Source organism: Pseudoalteromonas sp. S3260, from assembly GCF_005886925.1.
Classification (GTDB): Bacteria; Pseudomonadota; Gammaproteobacteria; order Enterobacterales; family Alteromonadaceae; genus Pseudoalteromonas; species Pseudoalteromonas tetraodonis.
In genome coordinates, this window is the sequence record NZ_PNCV01000070.1 from 1 (window position 1) to 26,284 (window position 26,284).

Annotated in this window: 24 protein-coding genes; 16 read left to right on the top strand and 8 right to left on the bottom strand. The window is 40.4% G+C overall.

Features of this window, described 5'->3' with window-relative positions; all coding sequences use genetic code 11:
• Nucleotides 1-859 precede the first annotated feature (859 nt).
• From CWC14_RS11960 to CWC14_RS11975, 4 genes are read left to right on the top strand one after another with little or no spacing between them, the layout of a single operon-like run.
• Nucleotides 860-1,864, top strand: a complete 1,005-nt coding sequence (locus CWC14_RS11960) for a Fe(3+) ABC transporter substrate-binding protein (RefSeq protein ID WP_013465926.1) — start codon at nt 860-862, stop codon at nt 1,862-1,864.
• A complete protein-coding gene (locus CWC14_RS11965; protein WP_028835612.1) occupies nt 1,864-3,495 on the top strand; it encodes an ABC transporter permease in 1,632 nt (543 codons plus the stop codon). The genes CWC14_RS11960 and CWC14_RS11965 overlap by 1 nt, the downstream gene beginning before the upstream one ends.
• Entirely contained in the window at nt 3,496-4,548 is a 1,053-nt protein-coding gene (locus CWC14_RS11970; RefSeq protein ID WP_138563094.1) for an ABC transporter ATP-binding protein, read from the top strand. It begins immediately after the preceding gene.
• A gap of 39 nt (nt 4,549-4,587) precedes the next feature.
• Entirely contained in the window at nt 4,588-5,487 is a 900-nt protein-coding gene (locus CWC14_RS11975) for a Dyp-type peroxidase (RefSeq protein WP_054201945.1), read from the top strand.
• Nucleotides 5,488-5,542: 55 nt separating this feature from the next.
• Here CWC14_RS11975 and argR read toward each other — a convergent pair whose 3' ends face one another.
• On the bottom strand, nt 5,543-6,010 hold the full coding sequence (argR, locus tag CWC14_RS11980) for a transcriptional regulator ArgR (RefSeq protein WP_008466460.1): 468 nt from the start codon (nt 6,008-6,010) through the stop codon (nt 5,543-5,545).
• Nucleotides 6,011-6,235: 225 nt separating this feature from the next.
• On the opposite strand from argR, the gene mdh reads away from it, so the two are divergent.
• The gene (mdh, locus tag CWC14_RS11985; protein WP_008466462.1) at nt 6,236-7,168 is read left to right on the top strand and encodes a malate dehydrogenase; all 933 of its coding nucleotides are present in this window, start codon (nt 6,236-6,238) and stop codon (nt 7,166-7,168) included.
• 277 nt (nt 7,169-7,445) lie between these two features.
• Here the strand turns inward: mdh and ispB are convergent, their stop codons facing one another.
• A complete protein-coding gene (ispB, locus tag CWC14_RS11990; RefSeq protein ID WP_008114958.1) occupies nt 7,446-8,417 on the bottom strand; it encodes an octaprenyl diphosphate synthase in 972 nt (323 codons plus the stop codon).
• A 423-nt stretch (nt 8,418-8,840) separates the two neighbouring features.
• On the opposite strand from ispB, the gene rplU reads away from it, so the two are divergent.
• From rplU to CWC14_RS12025, 7 genes are all read left to right on the top strand, one after another.
• Entirely contained in the window at nt 8,841-9,152 is a 312-nt protein-coding gene (rplU, locus tag CWC14_RS11995; protein WP_004587921.1) for a 50S ribosomal protein L21, read from the top strand.
• Nucleotides 9,153-9,168: 16 nt separating this feature from the next.
• A complete protein-coding gene (rpmA, locus tag CWC14_RS12000; RefSeq protein ID WP_004587922.1) occupies nt 9,169-9,426 on the top strand; it encodes a 50S ribosomal protein L27 in 258 nt (85 codons plus the stop codon).
• Nucleotides 9,427-9,580: 154 nt separating this feature from the next.
• Complete coding sequence (gene cgtA, locus CWC14_RS12005) at nt 9,581-10,732, top strand: Obg family GTPase CgtA (RefSeq protein ID WP_138563095.1); 1,152 nt, start codon at nt 9,581-9,583, stop codon at nt 10,730-10,732.
• A 75-nt stretch (nt 10,733-10,807) separates the two neighbouring features.
• Nucleotides 10,808-11,299: a type 3 dihydrofolate reductase gene (gene folA, locus CWC14_RS12010; protein WP_171036849.1), complete on the top strand. Its 492-nt coding sequence runs from the start codon at nt 10,808-10,810 to the stop codon at nt 11,297-11,299.
• 82 nt (nt 11,300-11,381) lie between these two features.
• On the top strand, nt 11,382-11,756 hold the full coding sequence (locus CWC14_RS12015) for a DUF3718 domain-containing protein (protein WP_054201942.1): 375 nt from the start codon (nt 11,382-11,384) through the stop codon (nt 11,754-11,756).
• Nucleotides 11,757-11,948: 192 nt separating this feature from the next.
• Nucleotides 11,949-13,889 (top strand): methyl-accepting chemotaxis protein, encoded by a 1,941-nt coding sequence (locus tag CWC14_RS12020; protein ID WP_138563096.1) that lies wholly within the window; start codon nt 11,949-11,951, stop codon nt 13,887-13,889.
• Between the two features lie 64 nt (nt 13,890-13,953).
• A complete protein-coding gene (locus CWC14_RS12025) occupies nt 13,954-14,427 on the top strand; it encodes a peroxiredoxin (protein WP_054201940.1) in 474 nt (157 codons plus the stop codon).
• Nucleotides 14,428-14,499: 72 nt separating this feature from the next.
• Here CWC14_RS12025 and CWC14_RS12030 read toward each other — a convergent pair whose 3' ends face one another.
• Nucleotides 14,500-16,632: a S8 family peptidase gene (locus tag CWC14_RS12030; protein WP_138563097.1), complete on the bottom strand. Its 2,133-nt coding sequence runs from the start codon at nt 16,630-16,632 to the stop codon at nt 14,500-14,502.
• Between the two features lie 447 nt (nt 16,633-17,079).
• Between CWC14_RS12030 and CWC14_RS12035 the strand changes: the two genes are divergently transcribed.
• On the top strand, nt 17,080-18,264 hold the full coding sequence (locus CWC14_RS12035; protein ID WP_138563098.1) for a BaiN/RdsA family NAD(P)/FAD-dependent oxidoreductase: 1,185 nt from the start codon (nt 17,080-17,082) through the stop codon (nt 18,262-18,264).
• 102 nt (nt 18,265-18,366) lie between these two features.
• Here CWC14_RS12035 and CWC14_RS19980 read toward each other — a convergent pair whose 3' ends face one another.
• The 5 genes from CWC14_RS19980 to coaBC form a co-directional block, all read right to left on the bottom strand.
• Nucleotides 18,367-18,567 (bottom strand): Fic family protein, encoded by a 201-nt coding sequence (locus tag CWC14_RS19980; RefSeq protein WP_349654509.1) that lies wholly within the window; start codon nt 18,565-18,567, stop codon nt 18,367-18,369.
• Complete coding sequence (locus CWC14_RS12040) at nt 18,482-19,213, bottom strand: Fic family protein (RefSeq protein ID WP_249928744.1); 732 nt, start codon at nt 19,211-19,213, stop codon at nt 18,482-18,484. The genes CWC14_RS19980 and CWC14_RS12040 overlap by 86 nt, the downstream gene beginning before the upstream one ends.
• 242 nt (nt 19,214-19,455) lie before the next feature.
• Nucleotides 19,456-22,203, bottom strand: coding sequence for a S9 family peptidase (locus CWC14_RS12045; protein ID WP_138563099.1), 2,748 nt, complete (start codon nt 22,201-22,203; stop codon nt 19,456-19,458).
• Nucleotides 22,204-22,552: 349 nt separating this feature from the next.
• Nucleotides 22,553-23,140: a nucleoid occlusion factor SlmA gene (gene slmA, locus CWC14_RS12050; protein ID WP_008113236.1), complete on the bottom strand. Its 588-nt coding sequence runs from the start codon at nt 23,138-23,140 to the stop codon at nt 22,553-22,555.
• A 222-nt stretch (nt 23,141-23,362) separates the two neighbouring features.
• Entirely contained in the window at nt 23,363-24,556 is a 1,194-nt protein-coding gene (gene coaBC, locus CWC14_RS12055; protein ID WP_008113233.1) for a bifunctional phosphopantothenoylcysteine decarboxylase/phosphopantothenate--cysteine ligase CoaBC, read from the bottom strand.
• 141 nt (nt 24,557-24,697) lie between these two features.
• Between coaBC and radC the strand changes: the two genes are divergently transcribed.
• From radC to rpmG, 3 genes are all read left to right on the top strand, one after another.
• Nucleotides 24,698-25,372: a RadC family protein gene (radC, locus tag CWC14_RS12060; protein WP_138563100.1), complete on the top strand. Its 675-nt coding sequence runs from the start codon at nt 24,698-24,700 to the stop codon at nt 25,370-25,372.
• Nucleotides 25,373-25,644: 272 nt separating this feature from the next.
• The gene (gene rpmB / locus CWC14_RS12065; RefSeq protein WP_008113231.1) at nt 25,645-25,881 is read left to right on the top strand and encodes a 50S ribosomal protein L28; all 237 of its coding nucleotides are present in this window, start codon (nt 25,645-25,647) and stop codon (nt 25,879-25,881) included.
• Nucleotides 25,882-25,892: 11 nt separating this feature from the next.
• A complete protein-coding gene (gene rpmG, locus CWC14_RS12070) occupies nt 25,893-26,048 on the top strand; it encodes a 50S ribosomal protein L33 (protein WP_004587947.1) in 156 nt (51 codons plus the stop codon).
• The last annotated feature ends 236 nt before the right edge of the window (nt 26,049-26,284 follow it).

The window sequence follows — 26,284 nt, forward strand, 5'->3', positions numbered from 1 at the left end:
ACTCTTGGCTGACCGCTGACCGCTGACCGCTGACCGCTGACCGCTGACCGCTGACCGCTGACCGCTGACCGCTGACCGCTGACCGCTGACCGCTGATTTTCAGGCAAAAGAAAAGCGCGAACCATCTCTAGTCGCGCTTGCGGAATCTTCTAACTTTGTTGCATCCTGCAATTGAACCTAATCAACTCCAATTTTTACGTTCCGTGTTATTACAATATTACTTTCTAGTTCTATGTAATATAGGCTATCCGGGCCTGTCTCCATAAATCCCTAAAACATCCTGTACGGTAAAATCTATTACCAATCCTTATTGCACATCCGAGTGCATTCCTTTTGTTACCATTCCGTTGTGTTGCCTTAATGGCCTGTCCGTCTTATTCCCTATCCTTTAGCAACAACTTTTCCGTGTTGTTATCCATTACGCATCATCCTGATGCTATCCCTTATGCAACAATCCATTGCGATACTCATCCTGAGCCTGTCCTTAAATCCCTGTTATCCTAAAAACCAAACCTTGGTATTCGAGTAGTTAGTCCGTTTCCATTTACTCGGTAAGCATCGTTGCTTATTTATGGATTAATTATAGAGAGTGATTTGCAGTAAATGTAGGATAAAACCGCTTATAGTTTTGGTTCTTACAAATGAAATATTTTTAAATTATATAAAATACAATAACTTGCTATGTTTTTGTGGTGTTATACAGAGTGTTTTTACTCATTTGCTGTCATAAGCGTAAGAGATGTCTTACAGGGGTTTTCTTTTTTGGGCGTATTTATCACGAAGTAATTTTATAAAGTGTGCACTTTTTAGTTCATCGCGGTAAAATTAATGATAATAATTATTAGTTAGGTAAGAAAATATGAAAAAAACACTCGCGCTTGTTGTTGGGTTAATTGCCTCAGCACCGGCTGTTGCAACCGATGTTGTGAATATTTACTCATTTAGACAACCTTTTTTAATTAAACCTATTTTAGATGATTTTACACAGCAAACAGGCATTAAAACTAATGTTGTGTTTGCTAAAAAAGGCCTAATCGAGCGTGTTAAGCGTGAAGGCAAACACAGCAAAGCAGATTTAGTTTTAACCTCAAACTTTAGTGCGTTAATTCAATTAGAAGAGCTAAATCTTACGCAAACCATAGAAAGCGAGCTGGTTAATAATAATGTCCCGGCGGCATTTCGTGATGGCGATGGTCAGTGGGTAGCGCTCACTAAGCGCGTGCGTAATGTTTACTCTTCAAAAGAGCGTTTAGGCGCATTGCCTAACCTTACCTACGAAGCGCTTGCTGAGCCGCAATACAAAGGACAAATTTGTACTCGCTCTGGCAAACACCCATATAACTTAGGCCTTGTAGCTTCTATGATCGCTCATCATGGTGAAGCACAGACGAAAACATGGCTTGAGGGTGTAAAAGCTAATTTAGCGCGTAAACCTCAAGGTAACGATCGAGCGCAAGTTAAAGCGGTTAAAGAAGGGTTATGTAATTTAGCCTTAGGTAATAGTTATTACTTGGGCAAAATGCTGCAAGATGAAGCACAAAAACCATGGGCTGAAGCCGTTCATATTAACTTTCCAAATCAAACTGACCGAGGATCACATATAAATGTATCGGGTGCGGTTATTACTAAGTATGCTAAAAACCCTGAAAATGCCTTGAAACTCATAGAGTATATGACAGACAATAAGGCGCAAAATATGTATGCCTCGCTCAATATGGAGTATCCGGTTAAGCCAGGTGTGAAACTTTCTAGTTTGGTTGCATCATGGGGAAGCTTTAAGGAAGACAGCTTACCGCTTGATGAAATTAGCAAATATCGTCCGTTAGCACTTAAGCTAATTGATGAGGTGAAGTTCGATCTTTAATGACTTATAAATTTCAGCTGTCAAAATGGCAGCTTATTGCGTGGTCGACGGGGTTATTGCTGTCGACCCCGTTGTTTTTCCTACTATTAGAATCTTTACAAGGCGACTCAGAGGTATTTACCCACCTGTGGAATACCGTACTGTGGGACTATATAAGTAATACCGTATTACTGGTTTTAGGTGTAGGGTTACTTAGCTGCTTTATTGCGTTACCACTGGGTTGGCTCACCGCTTATTGCCGTTTTCCTGGTAAAAAACAATTTGAATGGGCATTGATGCTGCCTCTTGCCATGCCTACTTATATTATTGCTTATGTGTACACCGATTTACTCGACTATGCGGGGCCGGTACAAATAACTCTAAGAGAGTGGTTTGGTTGGCAGTCGCCAAGTGACTACTGGTTTTTTGATATACGCACCTTACCAGGGGCAATTGTTATGATTGCGCTGGTACTCTACCCGTATTTATATTTAATTTTTAAAACTGCACTGCGAGAACAATCCTTTAAGTTAGTCCAAGCAAGTCAGTTAATGGGGCTAAATGCATGGAAAAGCTTTTTTAAAGTCAGCCTTGTATTATCCCGTGGTGCCATTGTAGCGGCACTTGCTTTGATCAGCATGGAAACCATGGCTGATTTTGCCACCGTAAGCTATTTTGCTGTCAGTACATTAACCACTGCCGTATACGATACCTGGTTTGGCTATTATTCATTAACTGCAGCAGCAAAAATTTCAGGGGTGATGTTACTACTGCTGTTCTTAGCATTGATCACCGAGCGTTTTAGCCGTCGTAACCAAGCGGTGTTTGAGCGTCAATCGAGTGTGAACAGTGAAGCGCTTTATATCCTCAAAGGCAAGTCTGCGTGGCTAGCAACGGGGTTTTGTAGCTTTATTTTAATTATTTCGTTTATTATTCCGATGGTTGTATTGCTCAAATATGCAGTTATGTATTTTGATCAAGCGTGGAATAGTGAGTTTTTTAGCTATGCATGGCAAAGTTTAAAAGTGGCGGCTGTAGTCAGTGTGGTGACTATTATACTGAGTGTTTTAGTGGTGTTTTATCAGCGCATTGCTAAACAAACAAATCCATTAATACCCGGGCGTTTGGCCAGTACGGGCTATGCGTTACCCGGCACAGTATTAGCGATAGCGGTATTGTTGCCACTCACCCTATTAGAAAATACTATCAACCGCACTTTAGCTCCTTATGATTTAGATATTGGTTTATTACTTACTGGCAGCTTACTCACTATTATTTTTGCTTATATAGTGCGGTTTTACGCCGTTGCACACGGAGCTATTGAGTCGAGCTTTTCACGCATTAGTCCCTCCCTTGATATGGCAAGCCAGTCAATGGGAAAAAGCCAAGGGCGCACATTACGCTTAGTGCACTTACCTTTATTACGCCGAGGCTTATTAACCGCCGGTTTATTGGTCTTTATCGAGTGTATGAAAGAGCTACCCGCAGCTTTGTTGTTAAGGCCTTTTGATTTTGAAAGCTTAGCAACTCATGTGTTTCAGTATGTAAGCGATGAACAATTAGAGCTGGCCTCTATATCGGCTTTGTTTATTGTGGTGGTGGGGTTTATTCCGTTATATTTTATTAACCGTTCAATGGAGCAACGTAGCTAAATGAGTAGTTTGATTTTACAAGGCGTGAGCTATGCATATAACGGGACTAAGGTGATAGATAATTTAGATTTAACCTTAGGTAAAGACGAAATAGTGTGTTTACTCGGAGCCAGTGGCTGCGGTAAAACCACCACACTAAAAGCCATTGCAGGATTAATTGAAGCCAAACAAGGGCAGGTATTTATTGATGGTAAGCTAGTCAGTGATGCTAATACGTTTGTTTCACCTGAGCATCGTAATATTGGCATGATGTTTCAAGACTATGCGTTATTTCCGCATTTAACGGTGGCTAATAATATTGCGTTTGGGCTAAGCGGCATGAGCAAAGCAGATAAATACGCACGCGTAAGTGAAATGCTAAAGCTGGTACACTTGGTAGGCTGCGCCGATAGATTCCCTCATCAACTCTCTGGTGGGCAACAGCAGCGAGTAGCGATTGCACGCGCATTAGCTTATAAACCTAGCTTACTGTTACTTGACGAGCCATTTTCTAATATTGATACCCAAGTACGATTTGAGTTAATTGCCGACATTAGGCGCATTATTAAGGCGCAGCAAGTATCGGCTGTGTTTGTTACTCACTCAAAAGAAGAGGCGTTTGCTTTTTCAGATACGCTAGCGGTTATGCACCAAGGTAAAATTGCGCAGCAAGGTACGCCAGAACAGCTTTTTGCTAAACCACGTTCAAAGGAGGTTGCAGAGTTTCTGGGTCAGGGCATATACTTAAGCGCAACCGCATTAACCGCCACTGAATATGAAACGCAGTTTGGGGTGGTTGAATCAATACAGCCACAGCAGCATGGCGTGGCCGATAAGGGCGTTATTTATGTGCGTCCACACCAGCTTGAGCTTGCCAGTAGTAACAATAACGAACTGCAGTGTGAGTGCGTTACAATTCTAAGCAGTCGCTTTATTGGCTCTGCTTATGTATATACTGTCGTTATTGCTGAACAAGAAATAGAAGTTGCAGCTCAGTATGGCCAGTCATTTGAAATTAATGAACAGGTTATAATAAAAATAAAACCGCACACGGTGAATTTTTTTAAATCGTAATTAATCACTGTGTTTTGCTCTAAAAAGTAAGGAATAACAATGGCGCAAGCGCAATCAGGGATTTGTGCTGAAGCAAACTTACACGGTTTGCACTTATTTTTTAATGTACTTGATGGTCACGACGAATCACTTCGCGCTAAGCTTAAACAAGTGAGCGATATTGAAGATGAGTTTAGTGATCAGTTTTCTGAATCTATGCTTTCTTGCATGGTGGCAATTGGTGCGCAATATTGGCCGCACATTCTGCCTGATTTCATGCCAAGCGAGCTGCAAAGCTTTCCTAATATTACCCATAGCGAGTTTGTTATGAGTGCAAGACCATGTGATTTGTTTGTGCAAATCCGCTCAGACAGAGAAGACGTGAACCACTTGTTTGCACTACAAATTCTCAAACTATTCACCCCTGATGTTGAGCTGGTAGAGCAAGTTCGTAATTTCCGTTTTTTAGATGGTCGTGATTTTAATGGTTTTATTTATGCGGGCGATACCCCTCATGGCCGTCAAAAACGCGTAACGGCGTTAGTAAACAAACCGGATAGTTTTGAAGATCAAGGTAGTTACATTCATGTGCAGCGCTATAAACATGACTTGAGCCTGTGGCAGCATTTGTCATTACATGAACAAGAGCAAATAATGGGTCGTACACGCCTTGATAATACCTTGCTCAGCCCCGCACTTGAGAGCAGCCATGCAACCCGAAGTGAATTAAAAGACGAACAAGGTCAGGCACTGTTACTTAACCAAAGCATGCCTTATGGCGATGTGTATGAGCAAGGTATGTTAGTGATCACGTGCTCTGCTAAAGGGGATGCATTCGAAAAAGTGCTAACTAGCCGACTAGGGCAGGGAGAGAATTATGATCACTGGCTTGATTTTACTCAGGCGGATATGGGCTCTGCATTTTTTGCCCCCTCAGTACGATTTTTAAAGCAGTTATAACAATTACAAAACGGCTATGTATTATTCATAGCCGTCTTTATTACAGCGTTAGTGATTAAACCGTATCAAATAAAATACGAACACGCTCTAGTGTGAGGTCTATTTCTGAGATTTTAGCTGGTGCGATAAAAATAGTATCATCGCCAGCAATAGTACCTAGTACGCCATCTGCTTTGCCTAATGAATCAAGTAAACGCGCAATGAGTTGAGCAGCTCCAGGACTGGTGCGAATAATAATCATCATTTCGTTATGCATAATATCAATAACGAGCTGGCGTAATGGGCTCTTAGCGGTTGGTACCCCCATTTCGGCGGGTAAACAGTATACCATTTCTTGTTTTGCATTACGGGTGCGTACCGCGCCAAACTTACTTAACATTCGCGACACTTTACTTTGGCTAATATTATCAAAGCCTTGCTCTTTTAACGCATCAACTATTTCGCCTTGTGAGCCAAAGTTTTCTTCTTTTAAAAGTGCTTTAAAGGCTTTAACCAATGCTTCTTGTTTATCTTGTGGTTGCATAGTGTCTAATTAGTTATGTAATAGATACTGCAAATTCTACACAAAAATGCATAATTATGCAGCAGTTGTTTGCTTAAGTTGCCATTTTGCTGCGTTTAAACAGCAAAGTTTACAACTATGGTCGAAAATATAGCTAAAATAAGCAGGATAAATTTGTTTTTAGTCGTTAATTTCTTTATCTTATGAACCACAAATATTTCCTACCTCAAATCACGGAGAATTCCAATGAAAGTTGCTGTATTAGGTGCTGCAGGCGGTATCGGTCAAGCGTTGTCTTTATTATTAAAAACAGGTTTACCAGCTGGCTCTGAATTATCACTATATGATGTTGCGCCAGTAGTTCCTGGTGTTGCTGTTGACCTTTCTCACATCCCAACAGATGTTAAAGTTGCAGGTTTTGGTGCTGACGATTTAGATAAAGCATTAACAGGTTGTGATATCGTTCTTATCCCAGCGGGTATGCCACGTAAGCCAGGTATGGATCGTGCTGATTTATTTAATGTTAACGCTGGTATCATCAAAACACTAGCAGAAGGCATTGTTGCTAACTGTCCTAAAGCGCTTGTGGGTATTATTACTAACCCAGTTAACGGCACTGTACCAATTGTTGCTGAAGTATTTAAAAAAGCAGGTACTTATGATGCTAAACGTGTATTCGGTATTACAACACTCGATGTGATCCGTTCTGAAGCGTTCATTGCTGAGCTTAAAGGCGTTGACGTAGCAAGCGTTAAAGTTCCAGTAATTGGTGGCCACTCAGGCACAACTATCCTACCGTTACTTTCTCAAGTTGAAGGTGTTACTTTCACTGATGAAGAAGTGGCTGCACTGACTCCACGTATCCAAAACGCGGGTACTGAAGTAGTTAATGCTAAAGCGGGCGGTGGTTCTGCAACATTATCAATGGGTGCTGCTGCTGCACGTTTTTGTATGTCTTTAGTTAAAGGCTTACAAGGTGAAGACGTTGTAGATTATGCATACGTTGCTGTTGAAAATGGCGATGCAGAGTACTTCGCACATCCAGTACGTTTAGGTAAAAATGGCGTAGAAGAAATTCTTTCTTACGGCACACTAAGCGCATTTGAAGAGCAAGCAAAAAATGATATGCTAGAAACTCTGAAAAAAGACATTAAAGAAGGTGTTGATTTTATGGCGTAATAGCCAAAATTAACCCATAAAAAAGCCTGCACTTGCAGGCTTTTTTATTGCTCGGAATTATCTACACAGTATAACTTAACCTGAACTCTGGTTAAGAGATTTACTAACGTATTGAATCAAAAATGATATTTATGTTTATTTTTCTCTAGCCAGAGATTTCCAGTGAAAACAAGGCGAAATTACGCGTCAATAGCTAGCCTATTGCAAGTAAATTCAACGCAGTTAGCGCTGAAAATAGCTGCTTGAGATAGATTTATTATCCAGAGTTCAGGTTAACTTAGTGGTCGCGGTCAACCGCTATTCTAGCTAAGCTAATTAACGCTTGCTTGTAACTTGATTCAGCTAAGCAATCTAAACAAGCAATTGCTTTCTCTGCTTCTTGCTCTGCTTTTTGCATAGTGAACTCAAGGGCATTGGTATGTTTAAGTGCAGCGAGTATCTCATCTAGATGCTCCATACCATTACAGTGCTCAATAGCGTCTCTTATTAACTGTGTTTGATGCTCACTACCGTGTTGCATTGCATATATAAGAGGTAACGTCGGCTTACCTTCAGCTAAATCATCGCCAATGTTTTTACCAAGTTGGTCGGCATCAGCGTTGTAATCTAAAACATCATCCACTAACTGAAAAGCAGTGCCTAAATGCATACCATACAAATTAAGTGCGTTTAATACACTGTCATCTTGCTCAGTAATAATAGCAGCTAGCCCGGTTGCAGCTTCAAATAACTTGGCGGTTTTAGAGTAAATAACCTGCATATAACTGGCTTCAGTGGTATCAGGGTCGTTGCAGTTCATTAATTGCAGCACTTCGCCTTCAGCAATAATATTGGTTGCATCGGCTAATACTTGCATTATCTGCATTTTACCAAGACCCACCATTAGCTGAAACGAGCGGGTGTAAATAAAATCACCCACCAGTACGCTAGCAGCATTACCAAACTCGGCATTTGCTGTAGGTGTGCCACGGCGCAAGTTAGATTCATCTACTACATCGTCATGTAAAAGCGTTGCGGTATGAATAAATTCAATAATTGTTGCCAGCGTAATGTGATCTTTGCCTTGGTAACCTAGCGCTTTAGCCGCCAAAATAGCCAACATGGGGCGAACACGTTTGCCACCGCTGTTAACAATATACAAACCAAGTTGATTAACTAACGCCACATCTGAGCGCATTTGCGCATGTATTAGTTGATTGACGTCATTCATATCGCTTTCGATTAACGCCTGGATAGCTTTTATATCCATTGATCTCCGAGCCAATTTTAATGTGTGAACGGCGCAGATTGTACAACAAAAAACGCATTAGCTCGATATTTTGTGATGATTCCTTAAAAAAACACCCTTAAGTAGGTTAAATGACCTATTAACTTGGTGAATAATTGATTAAACACCCTGGTTTAAATTTGAATCATCCTTGACGGTTAATTGAACTACATAGGCTTGCTTTGCGATTGCTAATTTATTTTCTCTAACCGTTAAAAAGCGCTTGGCAAAGGGGGATTTTAATATAAAATAGGGGAAATATTGAATTGCTCTCAATGCAGCTACTTTTTATTCATTTAATTACAAAAAGAGGCTTGCTAGTTTTTTCGCATTAGCGTAAACTTCGCGCCCTATTGAAGAATATTTTAGTTGCGTCGATTTGAGGGCGCACAGACGGAGTTAATTATGTACGCGGTTTTCCAAAGTGGTGGTAAACAGCACCGTGTGACTGAAGGTCAAACAATTCGTCTTGAGAAATTAGACGTTGAAACTGGTGCAGCAGTTGAATTTGATTCAGTACTTTTAGTTGCTGATGGTGAGAAGATCGAGATTGGTGTACCGTTCGTAAACGGTGGTAAAGTAACAGCTGAGGTTGTTTCACACGGTCGCGGTGAGAAGATTAAGGTTGTTAAATTTAGACGCCGTAAGCATTCTCGTAAGCAAATGGGCCATCGTCAATGGTTCACAGAAGTTAAAATCACTGGCATTAGCGCTTAATTAGAGGTACTTAGAAATGGCACATAAAAAAGCAGCTGGTAGTACTCGTAACGGTCGCGATTCAGAAAGCAAACGCCTAGGTGTTAAGCGTTTTGGTGGCGAATCAGTTCTAGCGGGTAGCATCATTGTTCGTCAACGTGGAACTCGTTTTCATGCTGGCGCAAACGTAGGTATCGGTAAAGACCACACTATCTTCGCAAAAGCAGATGGTAAAGTTCAGTTTGAACAAAAAGGTCCTTTAAACCGTAAATACGTAACTATCGTAGCTGAGTAATCAGTAAGGTAGTTAAAAAACCCCGCCTTTGCGGGGTTTTTTGTTTTAAGCAGCTCTAAATATATACCCAAGTGTTTTTATGCTCAGTGTGCTCTATAGGCCACTTAGGTATATAATAGAGTTATTAACAAGCCAATCCCTAAAGTGAGTAATCATGAAGTTTGTAGATGAAGTAGAAATTCGCGCAGAAGCTGGTGACGGTGGCAGCGGCATCGTGTCTTTTCGTCGTGAGAAATATGTTCCAGATGGTGGACCTGATGGCGGTGACGGTGGAGACGGTGGTAGTGTTTATCTACAAGCTGATGAAAACTTAAATACCCTTATTGACTATCAATTCGAGCGTTTTCATAGAGCAGAACGCGGTACTAACGGTCAAAGCCGTAATTGTACTGGTAAAAAAGGTGAAGATCTGATTGTAAAAGTACCGGTAGGCACACGTATCATTGATGTTGATACACAAGAATCATTAGGGGATTTAACCCAAGATGGTCAACGAATTGTGGTTGCAAAAGGCGGTTTCCATGGCTTGGGGAATGCGCGTTTTAAATCAAGTACCAATCGTGCCCCACGTCAAAAAACACTCGGAACACCGGGTGAAGTACGTAACCTTAAGTTAGAGCTAATGCTGCTCGCTGATGTAGGTTTACTGGGTTTACCAAATGCCGGTAAATCGACCTTTATTCGCAGCGTATCGGCTGCAAAACCTAAAGTAGCAGATTATCCATTTACTACGCTTATCCCTAACTTAGGTGTTGTTCGTCCTGAAGCAAATAAATCATTTGTCATTGCCGATATTCCTGGCTTGATTGAAGGTGCATCGGATGGTGCAGGCTTAGGTATTCGTTTCTTAAAGCATTTAGAACGCTGTCGTGTGTTATTGCACATTATTGATGTTATGCCAGTTGATGGTTCAAATCCTGTTGATAATGCTTTTGCAATCATTAACGAGCTACATCAGTACAGCCCTAAGCTTGCTGAAAAGCCTCGCTGGTTAGTATTTAATAAAATTGACTTATTGCCAGAAGGTGAAGCCAAGGCCTTATGTGAGCAAATTGCAGAAGAGTTAGGTGAGTCTGAAAATATTTATAGTATTGCTGCAATTAATAAATTGAATACGCAGCCATTAATTCACGACATCATGACGCTACTTGATAACATGCCTAAAGAAAAGTTTGTTGAAGTTGCAGATGAAGAGGTTGAATTTAAATGGGATACCTACCATCAAAAAGCCACTAAAGGCGATGATGATGACTGGGATGATTGGGATGAAGATGATTACGACGTAGAAGTTGTCTACGAGCGTTAATGATAATTGTATATATTTAAAAGGAGCTAACGCTCTTTTTTTATTTTTTTAATAATAAAGAATTAGGTGTTTAGTGTGATAATTTCAATGATTGCAGCAATGGCAAACAACCGTGTCATTGGTTTAGATAATAAAATGCCATGGCACTTACCTGGCGATCTTCAGCACTTTAAAAAAGTAACCTCTGGTAAGCCCGTTATTATGGGGCGTAAAACATTTGAGTCGATAGGTAGGCCGCTGCCTGGGCGTCGCAATATTATTATTACTCGCAACACTGAATATAAAGCAGCGGGAATTGAAACAGTAACCACGCCTGAGGCTGCACTTGAGCTTGTTAATGATGTTGCAGAGGTGATGATTATTGGCGGTGGAAACATTTACCAGCAGTTCTTAGGGCAAGCACATCGGTTGTATTTAACCTTTATTGACTTAGATGTAGAAGGGGATACACAGTTTCCTGATTACCAAAATGTTGCAAGTTGGCAAATTGAAGATGAAATGTTGATGGCTCCTGATGATAAAAATAAATATAGTTATAAGTTCGTAACTTTGAATAAAATCTCTTAACATTATTGCCAAAATCTGAGCGTGTTGGTACAATATTAAACAGTCGAGTACGAAAAAAGTATTAATACAGGGTGTCCAATCAATGATTAAATTACCGAAGCTAGTTGTAATTGCTGCTATTGCAGCGGGTTCGTTTGCTTATACTGCGCCTGCAAGCGCTAATGATCAGTTAGCTGTTTCAATCTGTGAATACATTGCTGGTGATGATAAAAACCGTCTGCGTAGCAAATTAAAAAGTTCACGTGTGAAAGTTCGTAATATCTATGATGCAGTTTTCTGTAATGGTAATAACTTATTGCGTCACGCTGTTGCAAGTAATGCAGTTGATACAGGCGAGTACATTGTTAAAAACTTATCAAAGAGCTCACTTGAAGATGGTGCCGATATTGCTTGGGCTGAGGCAAATCATGCAGGATCACCTTTAATCCCTATCATTAAAGACCGCGCAGGCCTTTAAATAAAAGCTTAATTAATAAAAAAAACCGCGTTTAAACGCGGTTTTTTTTACTTAGATAAATTGTCATTTTACACCCTGTTAAACTACCTTTAAGTCTAGTTCCCCCTGAGTATTTATCCTTATTACTCTTATTACATAAAAATGTCATAAAAACTCAATACTCTATGTGTATGTCAGTTTTGAGATATATTTATGCGTGTATCATTTTTTACCCGTTTACTAGCCATTTTATTAACGTTAGCAAGTATCCTTTTAGCCGCTACCTTGTTATGGGCAAGCTATACATTACTTAAACTTCAGCAACAAGATAGTGCATATAGCCAATTAAAAAATAGCATAATGGTCGAGCTTGCCGATCATTTGGAAAGTTATTTAGTACAAGGTAATAGCCAATACCTAAAACAATCATCGACCTTGATTGAGCAGCTTAAAGCGCAACAGTTAACAGTGCTGCCTCCTGAATTAGAAATTCGTTTAGCTGCACAATTAACTTCATTAAATACAGATATTAATGGTAAATACAGAGCACTTGGAAAACTATCTGGCAATGAAACTGCGCTGTTAGATAACGCGCTTAGACAAATGGCCGGCTCAGCCTCTTCACTCATTAATTATGCGCAAAAAGCACCAATGCAAACCAGTAACGCTCTTAATTATTATAAATTAGCGAGTGATTATTACAGTGAAGTGGTTAATTTATCTTTATCGACTTATCAGTTGATCAATGATTACCAACCTGAGGTAGAGAAAAACCTGCAACAAAGTATAAAAACCCTAAATTTACTAGCTATAAATATTGAGCAGTTACCGAACTTAGGGGTAATGACTGAGGTTGATGAGTTTGCTTTATTTGTAGATGAGGAACCGGAAGATTTGGCAGCTGAAATAAAAGCGGAGTTGGTGAGTTGGCCTAAACGTTATTTGCGCGATTTAAGCAGTACTTTATCGCAATCAAAACAACGTGATTCTGGAACGAATGAGTTACGTGAACAAATTAGTTTAGTATCAAAAACAGTGATTGAGGCAGAGCAAACATTAAAAGCACAGCAAGATAACGTGAAACGACAAGTGTTTTGGGTGTTTGGAATAGCAATAGGCGGATTAGTAATATTAGCTTTTAGTGTCTATTGGGTACAGCGCAGACAGGTTTTACAGCCTTTACGACAACTGCGAGATGGGTTTGCATTTTTAATAGAAAGTAATGAGTTAAAAAATATTACAGTGAATAATCCTAAAACAGAGGTAGGAGAAATAGCACAGTATTTTAACCAGCTAATTGAGCGCCAGCGTTTAGAAGCGCAAGAAAGAGCGAATATGCTCAATGTAGTCAGCCAGTTTATGCAGCAAATGAGTGAGCATTTACATACTATTGGGCAAAAAAGTAATGCGAGTTATCAGCAGGTAAATCACAATGAAGAACTGCTTCTTAATATTCAGCAACTTGGTGAGCAGGTTAATCATATTAACGCTCAGGCTGCTGAAAATGCCCAAAGTACTTATGAGGCAATGCAGCAAAGTGTTGGTTTTGCTAAAAGTATGCTTAATGCCAGTTCTGATACACAGCAACGTATTGAGCAGGGGATGCATAGTGTTCAGGAATTACTGAGTGGGGTGCAAGGAGTGAGTAATATTATTACGGTTATACGTACCATCGCTGAGCAAACAAACTTACTCGCGCTCAACGCTGCGATAGAATCAGCAAGAGCCGGTGAGCAAGGTCGAGGTTTTGCCGTAGTTGCCGATGAGGTAAGGCAATTAGCAATGCAAACCCAAGGTTCGTTAAAAGAGATCAATGATCAGTTGGCGCTACTAAGTGAAAACTCTCAAGTGGTTTATAAACAAATCAATGCACTAACTGAGGATGCACAATTACAAACCGCAAATGCTCAAGAGCTTAAAGCAAACTCTGAAGGAGTCGCAGGCAATGCGCAGCAGGCTAATAAAGTTGCGATTGATGCAATGGAGCTGGCTAAACAGCAAAATGAGTTGCTCCAAGGCTTTACTCTATCGATGCATGATATGAAAAGCCAAGTAAGTGAGTCGAGTGAATTAGTTGCTGATATAGGCTCGCAGTTAGAGTTGCAAATGACATCTATTAAAGAAGGTCTAGGTTTAGATAACAACAGCGATTAATCGAAGACGAATTAAATATTAATCTGTATGCTAAAAGACTATGTAATTACCCTAAGGAATTAATATGATAGAGCAAGGTCAAACAATACCTGCAGTAAGTTTATCTCAGCTTAGTGATGAAGGTATGCAAACGCTCACTAATAATGAATTATTCGCAGATAAAAAAGTTGTATTATTTGCAGTGCCGGGTGCTTTTACGCCTACTTGTTCCAATGCTCATTTGCCTGGTTATATCGCGCTAGCTGATAAATTCAAGGCTAAGGGTATTAACGCTATTTATTGTGTATCGGTAAATGATGCATTTGTTATGAAAGCATGGGGCGAGTCACAAAATGCAGAACATATAGATATGCTTGCAGACGGCGATGCCAGTTTTACTCGTGCCTTAGGGCTTGAAAAAGATACTGCTGGCTTTGGTGGTTTGCGTTCTAAGCGCTACGCTATGGTTGTAGATAATGGTGTTGTTAGCGAATTACTTGTAGAACAAGAAAAAGAATTTGTAATAAGTAGTGCTGAAGCCGTTTTAGCCAAGCTATAACTAAGCTGTTTTAAGTATTGAATAAAAGCCGATACATATGTATCGGCTTTTTTTATCTAAGGAGAAAGTAGTTTACGGCTGGTATTGACCGCTTAGCGTTAAACCAGAAAAGGTTTGATACGCATTTACGCTTAGATGCCATGTTCCCGCTTGAGGGTTACTAAATGTACATGTTTCAGCGTTACCATTTTTATAAGGACGACAATCATAGCTTGAGCTAGTTGGTTGACTGCCAAATTTTACAAATAAATCTGCATCACCGGTGCCGCCAGACGTTGTTACTGTAAAGCTAGCCATGCCAGCTGGTACATCTAGCGTGTAATGTTTCCACTGACCTGCATTTGCAGTAACATCAGACACTGTGCCACCACCTGCTTGAGGTGTACCTGAACCACCACCGGTTGAACCACCTGTAATGTTACCGACTAAGCTAACACCAGTGTAGGCAGAATAACCATTTAACATTATATGATAAGTACCTGGGGTTGGGTTATCAATAGAGCACTCTTCACTGTTACCGCCTTTATAAGGGCGACAGTCGTATGTAGAGGTAGTTGGTTTGCTACCAGCACGTACATACAAGTCAGCATCACCTGTACCACCGCTCATAGTGAAAGTAACATTAGTGGCACCGCTTGGGACTGTCATAGTGTAAAAGTCTTGTGCACTTGCTGCACCACTTAATCCCGTTTTCACTTGTCCATCAACAAGCTCATTATCACCTGATGTTGGCGGTGGTGTGCCACCTGATGCTGCGGCAACAGCGGCTGCAGCATCCACAATACCTGTGCCACAGCTAGTACATGTTGCAGAGAATGAGCGAGTGGTTGTTTTTAAGATGTTTTCAATTTCATCAGGAGTCGCATTTGGTTTAGCTTGTTTGATCAATGCAGCAACACCCGCAACATGAGGTGCAGCCATTGATGTACCTTGCGAAAAACCATAGCTGTCGCTTGATGGTGTTGTTGAACCTGAGTTGTAAGTAGATAAAACACCCTCAGAATCATTTGCAAAGCTTTGCGCGCCACCTGGGGCTGCTACATCAATATTACTACCATAATTTGAGTAATATGCGCGGCCACCGTTACGGCCAACTGATGCAACGTTAACAACACCATTACAGTTACCAGGGTTGTAGTTTGCAGAATTATCGTTATCGTTACCTGCAGCAATAACAACAACTGTGCCGTTGTTACGAGCGGTATTAATAGCATTTTGCGTGGTTGAACTACATGCACCTGCACCACCTAAGCTCATGTTTATAACATCAGCAGGGTTAGCATTTGCCGATGTACCCGACACATTTCCACCTGAAGCCCAAATAATACCATCAGCAATGTCAGAGGTTAAACCGCCACATTTACCTAACACACGTACAGGCACTACTTTCGCGTCGTAAGCAACACCAGCAACACCTTCACCGTTATTAGTTACCGCAGCAACAGTTCCTGCTACGTGAGTACCGTGCCAGCTAGAACCTTGTGCACCGTTGTTACCACATTCTCCGGCTGCAACAGCATCCCCTGGATCGCGAGCATCGTTATCACGGCCATTGCCATCATTAGCGACTGATAGATTAGAGATCATATCGTAGCCAGGTAAAATATTGGCGTTTAAATCAGCGTGCGGACGGTAACCAGTATCAAGAACAGCTACAACCACGCCGCTACCTGTAGCAGTATCCCAAGCTGTTGGTAGATTTAGGCCACCGGCTTGCTCATAGTAATGCCATTGGTCGCCATAACGAGGGTCGTTTGGTGTTGCAAATGGTTTTAACATTTGATCGACTTCAATGTATTCAACATTGCCTGAATTGACCATTTCTTGCATAAACTGTTGTGCTTCTTCAGCATTGAGCTTTTTGTCGGCACGCATTACGTGATGATCATTCAATGCCATTGCGCGGATATATTTAGCTTTAACTTTACCTTTTTTTGAGGTGAAGTTTTTTACAAAGCTTTGCGCTTTTTTGTTCATCATTGCAGGCGATGCTTCAGTTGTTGATACGTTCATCATATCGCTATTATTTTTATATTTGATAATGAACTGAGTTTCAAACCCACCTTGATTTTGCATTTTAGCTGAGGTTTCAGCCATTGAAGGTGCGATTACTTGCGCTGGGTTTGCCATGCTTGAGCTGGCAGCAAAGAGTGTACTTATTGTTAGCGCAACAGCGCATTTTTTGAATGAATTATTAGAAGTCATAATTACCCTTAGTTTTATTATTATTTGTGAAAATCCACAAAGCGGGTACAAAGGTAAATGATCTGTTAACTATTTTAAAGTATTAAATACGTATGTACCTATTTCATTTAGTTATAACCGCGTATTTAGTGCGCTTTCAGTTGTTTTGTATTTGTTTTATTGATATTAACGATCCTAATGTATTAGATTTATTTGGTGTTTTTTATCATTAATTAACTTTTATTGATAAATTAAAAACAATACAAAAGGGGTGTTGACCTTTGCGGATTAAAATAAGTTCAATCTAGGAAGAAGACAATCGCGGCGCGCGATTTGTAACCTTGTGGGCTAAGTAAAAATCGAGCAAAGCTTCTTCGTCCTGCTTACGCTTAAGATAAACACGTTCTGGCTATCTGGTTATTATTGAAACTTTGTTATAATTCACAAAAGTTTTTAAGAGATAACTAAATGACTCACGTTGATGTGATAGTGATTGGTGCCGGAGCCGCTGGTTTAATGTGTGCTGCACAAGCAGGGTATCGCGGTCGAAGCGTCACAGTACTTGATATGGGTAAAAAGCCAGGACGTAAAATTTTAATTAGTGGCGGTGGGCGTTGTAATTTTACCAATGAAAATGCAAGCCCTAGCAACTATTTATGCGCAAACCCCCATTTTGTAAAATCGTGCTTAAGTCGTTATACCCAGCACGACTTTGTAGAGCTTGTAGACCGACATGGTTTGGCATATCACCATAAGACACTCGGGCAATTATTTTGTGACAATAGCGCACAAGACATTGTTGATATTTTACTAACCGAGTGTGAGTGGGCGGGCGTTTCTATTAAACTGCGCAGCGAAGTGTTAAATGTCGCTAAAACAGCAACAGGTTACAGTGTCACAACTGAGCAAGAAACACTTACTTGTGAGTCGCTTGTGGTTGCATCGGGTGGGTTAACCATGCCTAAACTGGGTGCTACGCCAATCGGTTATAAAATTGCAGAGCAATTTGGCTTAAAGATATTGTCGACTATGGCTGCTCTAGTTCCCTTTACCTTACATCAGCACGATAAAGACCGTTTTGAAGGGCTTTCGGGTATTAGTATTCCTTGTGAAGTTGCAAGCGAAGATGGCACCGTATTTAAAGAGAATATTTTATTTACTCATCGCGGCTTATCTGGGCCTGCTATATTGCAAATAAGCTCGTTTTGGCGAGCAGGTCAGGCGGTAACGATCAATTTACTGCCTGAACTAGATTTAAAGCAACAGCTAGCTGATTGGCGAGAAACACAAGCGCAAAAATCGTTGAAAAATAGCCTCGCGACTATCCTACCTAAACGCTTTGTAGAAATACTCCACGACAGTAACGCCATTCCCGATTGTAATATTAATCAACTAACGCATGGCCAAATAGACGCGCTTGCTGATTATATTCATGCGTGGCAAATTAAACCAAATGGTACCGAGGGTTACAGAACCGCAGAGGTTACTTTAGGCGGCGTAGATACCGACGAGTTGAGCTCAAAGACATTTGAGGCTAAAAAAGCCAAAGGCTTATACTTTATTGGCGAAGTGACCGATGTAACGGGTTGGCTAGGAGGCTATAATTTCCAATATGCGTGGAGCTGTGGATTTGCCGCCGGGCAGTACGCGTAGTCGTTTTTAATCAATTATAAGATTTCGCTGCAAACAGCGTATTAACACGCCACTTCATCTTTGAGGTGGCGTTTATTCCTGCTCTGTTTATAACTTAAGTTTTTAACTCGTCTGGGTAAGTTTATACTGCTGCATTTTGCTATTTGGTTTTTCGGGAATAGTCATTTCTATAATTCCAGCCTCAATGGCTGGCTTTAAGTAACGCTCTCTAAAATGTTTACGGTCTTTTAATCCAAGTAAATTTTGTAGCTCTTGTCGGTTTAGTGGCTTTTCGCTTTGGGTAAATATATTTATTAAAGCGATGACTTGGGGGGGCTTGTAAGTCTAAATTTATAGTCTCTTTAACTTGAGGGGTTTGTTGGGGGGTTTTGGTTTTTGTTATTGATTTTAAATCACTTTCTAATGACTTTAGTGCCGCTAATAATGCTTCCAATATATACTCAATAAACACGGATGAGTCACCGGACTTGGTACTAAGATTAATGCTTTCAAAATAATGTCGGCGAGTTGTCGATATGACATTGTTAATATTTATTAGTGAAAATAGCGAATGCCACTGCGATAATTGCAGGGTTTGCCACGTACACGCTATTTCAGTATTACCCTGTGCAAAAGGTTGAATAAACTGTAATTCATAATGGCATACTGCACTACTAATTAAAGGATGATGTGCGGTTGTTTTAAACCAACTAAATAACTCCTCTACTATTTGTGGTACTCGCATTGCTTGTGGTGCCATTTGTAAACCACTTTTTAACGCTAAACTTTGCTGCCTATAACTGCCCGATTTTTCACTCAGATCTTTGATTAAGCTTCGATGCAAGGCTAATAAGCTATCTGGGGTTGATAGGCCAGATGATATTAATTGAACATCAAGGTTATTGATTTGCAGGGAGGCGGTTTTTTTGTTGCTTATAGTGCTCAAGCATTGCTGGCGAATATAAGGCACTGATTTTACCTAAAACTTCACTAATATTTACCATACTGTGAGTCATGCTGGCTGAGATTGAAAATGGGGGAGTGGCGTTGCTCATTTCGTTATAGAGGTTATTTAAATCAGGAGATTAGAATACGCGAACTGAATATAAAAGTCAGTTTTAATAGTGATTTAGTATTTATTTAAAATTTTACATAGTCTTTAATTACTGGTTTTAAATGTTAAACCGACGCCAAATAGCGCCGGTTTATTAGTTACTCTTCGATAAACGCTTCACCTTCTTTCATCCACTTAGCGGCCGGTTTGCCTTTAAGATAATGATCAAAGTACTGCATCATACGCACTGAAAAATCGACCTGATTAGGAAACTTTTTCAAGTGGTGTGGTTCACCTTCGTATTGTAAAAAGGTTGCATCTTTACCTGCGCGGCGAAGCGCTAAGTAATATTGCACGCCTTCATGCCATGGCACCGCATCATCTTTGTCGCCAAACATAATTAAGATAGGCGTGTTTACTTTATCGGCAAAAAATACCGGTGAGTTTTCAATATAAAGCTCAGGTGCTTCAAATAAATTTTTACCAATACGGCTTTGCCCTGTTTCGTATTGAAATTGGCGTGCAAGTCCAGATTTTAAGCGAATGCCACTGTAAGCACTGGTCATGTTAGACACTGGCGCGCCCGATACCACTGCTTTAAACATATCAGTTTGGGTGATCATAAATGCACTTTGATAACCCGCCCAAGAGTGGCCTTGTAAACCTATTTTATCTGGGTCGGCAATGCCTAAATCAATCAGCTTTTGGGTGGCGTTGATCATGGTTTGAGTTGAAGATTTACCAGGGTGTCCTATTTCAAAGCGAATGTCAGGTAAAAAAATGGCGTAGCCATTTGAGGTAAACATCGGGAGATTAGGGCGATGATTTAATTCCATTTTTGGAAAGTCATACATGCGCTGGCTCATGTAGCGGTAAAAGTACACCACAACAGGCACTTTATCGCCTTTTTTATAATCGGCAGGCTTGATTAATACCCCTTGTAAATCTTCACCATCAAAGCCTTTATAGCTAATGAGTTCAGGTGCTTGTCCCCAAGCAAAGTTGCTTATCTGAGGGTTAAGGTTAGTTACGCGTTGTGGTTGTTTAAAGTTAGAGTCTGTTTGATAAATGTCTGGAAATTGCTGATAGGTTTGCTCAGTAAATAAGTATTTATCGGCATGTTTGGCCTTTTTAATTACATCAAAGCGCTTATTACCTGTAAGTAATTTAGTGACTTCAAGGGTTGCTAAATTAAGTTTTGCCACTTCACTTTGCTTGCTTTGTAAATTAATTGCAGAAAGCAGGAGCGTATCATTGTTGTTAAAGGCTACTTGGTTTTTATCAAGTTTGATCACCCTGTACTGAGTATTACTTTGTTTACCATTAGTTAAGCGTTTAGCTTGCTTGGTATTGACGTTAAATGACCAAATATCGTATTTGCTGTAAACCAGTATTTCGCTGCTATCGTTAAGCCAGCCTGCAAAACCATAACCAGGCTGCTTGGATGGATAGTCGTGTTTGTCATCTGCAAACGTGGCGTTAATCGCCTTGCTGAGTACGCTCACTTTGTTATTACCTAAGTTTTTAAGCTGTACTTGGTTATTATCAAAGTAAGCAGCAAACTGCCCATTAGGCGCAAGGCTCGGCCTAAATGGATAGTCGTTAATAATAGGTGTTTGTTTACCCGTTTTTATATCAACAGCAAAGTAGTCAGCAAAAAAACCGCCGTACATTACTTTTTCAAGATGCGCTAAATTTGAGTAGCCTAACAATGACGTGGCACGCTCAGTATTAAGCGCCAGCTCAGGCATATTTGGGGTGCTTAACTGAACGACTTGCTGTGAGTTTACATGGTATACCGCAGTGTAATGACGATTTTTATTATTTTCATTCCATTGCTGTTCTTCGCGCGGTTTTATTTGTGCATCATTGTTGTGCCATACATTTAGCCCTTTATGGTCGCGAATTACCTCAAAGTCATACAGTGATGACTCATCTGTGTATTCTTTTTGTTTAACTTTTGCAGCGAGTTTTGGGCGGTTTTCAAAGTATAAACGTGTACCATCTTCGGCCCAAGTTAATGTCGCGGTTTTGCCCATTAACCATTCTGGGTTAGGTGATTGCACAGTGGTTAGCGTGTCGTTTTGCCACAGCGTTAATTCGTACTGACGACGACGCTTATCATCGTTTACATAGTTGCCTAAGGTAAACGCAACGGTTTTTTCGATTGGGTGCCACGCTATTTTGCTAGCAACCACACCAGGCTCATCAATTAATACGGTGCTGGTAAAATTATCGAGTGAAAATAAGGTAATTTGATTATTGCCGCCATCCACATAGCTTTGACTCACCAATAGCTGATCGCTGGTGGCACTAATGCCATAGGTAAAGGCACTTTCAAGAGTATAAGTGCGCTTATCACTTAAGTTAACGATAATCAGCGGATAGCTTTTATCTTTTTTGTCGGCAGTGATAGCGCTATCACTATTGGAAGTTTTATCATCGTCGTCAGTGGTTTCATTTTTACGATAGGCCAGCCACTGGCCGTTATTAGCTAGCACGTAATCTTTTACATTATTAAAGCTTTGCTGCTCACCGGTTTGGGTGTTGACTAATACTAAGTTATTTTTTAAGTCACTTTTTTTCTTAGTGGTTTCTTTTTCAAGCAGAGTAGGCACTTGCGTAAATGCGACCCAGTTTGCCATTTTGCTAATGGTAGGACGGGTTCCTCGTTCCACCTCAGCAATAAGCTTATTGCTATTGAGTGAGTAGACTTGCCCTGTGGCATTACCGCGATAAGGGGTTGCACTTAAAGAAAGGATTTGACCATTTTCAGAGAGCTGTGTGCCTTTTGCAGATTTAAAATCAAATACATCTTTAAATTCTAGGGGCTTATTTGCTAAAGCACTGGCGCTCGTTAAGCTGGTAATAAGTGCACAGCCTATAAGAGTGAGTTGTGTTTTCATTATAGATTCTCGTTTTTTAACATTATTTTATTGTAACGAGTTTTAATAACAATTCGAGTAGATACGACAAGTGGTAGCAGGGCAGAGATGAGAGGTTAAAAATATAAGGTAAAAGGTAAAAGGTAAAAGGTTAGATTTTCGGTCCACGGGATGCGAGGTGTTTGGCATCGGTAAAAAGTTAGGGAAGTAAAAGTTTAATTGTGGTTTTCAATTTTTTACTTTTTGCTCTGTGTTCAAATTAATTTTTAAATATAATTTATAAAAAGAACACAGAGTTTATGTGGAATTGATGATAGGAGAATAATTTAACCTTGCTGGCAAGGTTACCTAAAACCTAAAACCTAAAACCTTATAACCAAATTTTTTGTAATTCTGGCCATTGTTTTTCAAATTGCTCGCTAGGTCGTGCACTAAAATTACTGCGCACAAATTGGTTCATTTTACCCTCAACGTAGGCAAGCAAAAAGTTAGCTAGCGTCAGTTCATCACTTTGAAAGTTTTTACCTTCACGTAATTTACGCTCTCTAAGAATCTGTTTGAATTGAGTTTCTAGCTTTTCAAACAAGCCTTGTACACGCTCACGAAGTCGCTCTTGTTCACCCTGTAGAGCGTCGCCTGTTAATATACGGGTTATGCCTGGGTTTTTTTCGGCAAACGTTAGCAGCAGTAATAGGGTGTTGTATACACGTGCTTTGCTTTCTTTCTCGTTATCTAAAATAAGATTAATACGTGATAGCAGCGTGTCTTCAATAAATTCAATTAACCCTTCAAACATGCGCGCTTTACTAGGAAAGTGGCGGTAAAGAGCGGCTTCAGATACGCCAACTTCTGCGGCAAGTTTGGCTGTTGTAATACGCTGACCTGGGCTGGTTTCTAACATTTGTGCGAGTGCTTGCAGTATTTGCTCTTTGCGATTACTTTTTTTTGTCGCAGGCATGAACATTCCTTTTTAATAGTTATTTTTTCAACATAAATGTGCGATAACACAGCTTTGTGCCTAGTGTTACAGCGTGCAATACTCAACGGGGTGTTTTTGCACGTATTACAGCGATACATTAGTAATGCGCAAGCGTTAAGCTATTTTAGCGCAGTAAAATTACACTAAAAGGTCACAAGGCGTCATCATGTTAATGTTTTATTCAGTTTGTTTCCAGCCTTTTTATAATCGTTTGGCGAGCTGCTCGATCACTTTAACCGCTATCTCTATTTTACTGGTTTCAGGTAAGTCGAGTTGTTCATTTTGCCAATACAGGGTGAGTGCGTTGCGCTCAGAATTAAAGCCTACATCACTGTGCGATACATCGTTGGCACAAATCATATCGAGGTTTTTATTGGTTAGTTTCCCCTTTGCGTAATTAGCAACGTTCTGCGTTTCTGCGGCGAAGCCGACGGTGTAAGGGCGGTTTTGTGTGAGGTTTGCAACCGCGGCTATTACATCTGGGTTTTTAACTAAGCTAAGAGTGAGTTCATCGCCTTGTTTTTTCATTTTTTGCGTGGCGATACTTGCTGCACGATAATCGGCCACAGCGGCACAACCAATAAAGGCATCTGAGTGAGGCGCATATTTGAGTGACTCATGCAGTAACTGTTCAGCACTTTCTATATTAATTAAATTAACGCCTTGCGGTGCTGAAATAGTTACCGGGCCTGAAATTAAGTTTACGTGTGCGCCAAATGATAACGCAGCTTGCGCCAGTGCATAGCCCATTTTTCCAGAGCTGTGGTTTGATATAAAACGAACAGGATCGAGAGGTTCACGAGTTGGACCTGCAGTAATTGTAATTGTTTTACCTGCCAATAGCGCAGGTTTAGCAGGCTCAGTGCATAAGCTCACTAATTCATGTGGTTCAAGCATTCGCCCGGCACCGACATCACCACAAGCTTGCTCGCCCTTGCCTGGCCCCCATATAGCAACGTTGCGTGCTTTTAAAGTGGCTAAATTAGCTTGCGTTGCAGGGTGAGCATACATTTGCTGATTCATAGCTGGTGCGATGGCAACTTTTGCGGGGGTTGCAAGTAATAAAGTCGTGAGCAAGTCGTCAGCAATCCCTGCGGCCATTTTTGCAATAATATTGCTGGTGGCAGGAGCAACTAAAATTAAATCAGCCCATTTTGCAAATTCAATGTGCCCCATAGCGGCTTCGGCTGAAGGGTCTAGTAATGAGTCAGACACCATTTCACCACTTACTGCTTGCATGGTTAGCGGGGTGATAAAATGTTTTGCTGATTCGGTCATTACTACTTTAACGTCACAACCATGGTCTTTTAAGCGTCTTACGAGTTCAGCACATTTATAGGCTGCAATTCCACCGCTAATACCCAGCACTATTTTTTTATTTGTTAAATTAATCATGGTTGTTCATCAATTTTATAAAATATGGTGGCTAAAATAACAAATCTTGAGCGTGACAGCTAAGATAAAATGCGTTTTATCGCGCTAATTTTTGATTTTGCATTACAGTTATACAATACAGTAATCTTTCAAGGATGAATCATGCAATTAACGTCACTGCCTAATTCGCTCCGCCCGCGAGAAAAACTGCTAGAAAAGGGCGCAAAGGCACTCTCTGATGCTGAACTATTAGCTATATTTTTGCGCACGGGCCTACCCGGCATGAATGCCATAGAGTTGGCGCAGCATCTGATCAACGAAAATAAAACCCTGCATAATTTGTTTAATGCCAGTATGGATGAATTTTGTGCGCAAAAAGGCTTGGGAATGGCTAAATATGTTCAGCTACAAGCAGTACTTGAACTAAGCCAGCGTTACATGCAAGAGAGCTTTGTGCGCGACGCCGTTTTTAACTCCCCACAAGCCGTTTATGACTATTTAACGCTGCAAATGCGTGGATTGCAGCAAGAGGTATTTATGGTGTTGTATCTTGATAGTCAAAATCGTTTATTAAAAGATGAAATATTATTTTACGGCACAATTAATGCGGCCAGTGTATATCCGCGTGAAGTGGTAAAGGCGGCACTGAAAAATAATGCGGCGGCGGTTATTTTTTCACATAATCACCCCAGTGGTATTGCAGAACCGAGTCAGGCCGATAAGCTCATTACCAATAAGTTGTGCCAAGCACTGCAATTAGTCGACATAAATGTGTTGGATCATATTATTATTGGTGGTGAAAGCAGTGTTTCGTTTGCCGAACGGGGACTGATTTGAGTTTATCGCTTCAGATATGTGCTAAAAATGAGCGGTTTAGTGCGTTTTGGCAAATTAGTTTAATTTAAATGCAGTTTTTACTTTCCCTAAGGGCATTCGATCTTTATAATTAGCCGCTATCAAATTTACACATGAGCTGGTTGGATAAGATCAGTATTTGATCTTTGCCTGTAAAAGCTGTATAAAGAGCGCCCTTCGATTTATCTCTAGGGCACAAATACATGGCCTTAGGGAAAATTAAGCTCGAGCGAAGTTATTGGAGATATATAGACATGTCTAAAGTATGTCAAGTTACAGGTAAGCGTCCAACGGTTGGTAACCACCGTTCACACGCGAGAAACGCGACTAAACGTCGTTTCCTACCTAACCTACAAACACACCGTTTTTGGGTTGAAAGTGAAAAACGTTTTGTAACATTACGCACTACTACTAAAGGTATGCGTATTATCGATAAAAAAGGCATTGACACGGTTCTTACTGAAATCCGTGCTCGTGGCGAAAAAGTTTAAGGAACTGAATTATGCGCGATAAGATCCGTTTAGTTTCAACTGCTGGTACTGGTTTTTTCTACACTACCGACAAGAACAAGCGTAACATGCCTGAAAAAATGGAAATCAAAAAATTCGATCCTAAGGCTCGTAAACATGTGATTTTCAAAGAAGCTAAAATCAAGTAATTTAGTTTTCTTTCAGAAATGTAAAAACCCAGCTTATGCTGGGTTTTTTGTTTTTAAAATCTGCTCTATCATCCACCGAAACCATATCACCGTAATGATACCCATTGAATTAAATCGCTAATTGGCTTTTGTTAAGCACCACGAATTATTCCGTAGATAATGGCATCAGTTGTTTATAACTAAAAAACATAAATAACCTGAGTTCTGGTTAAGCTAACATTAGATTATTACTCTCT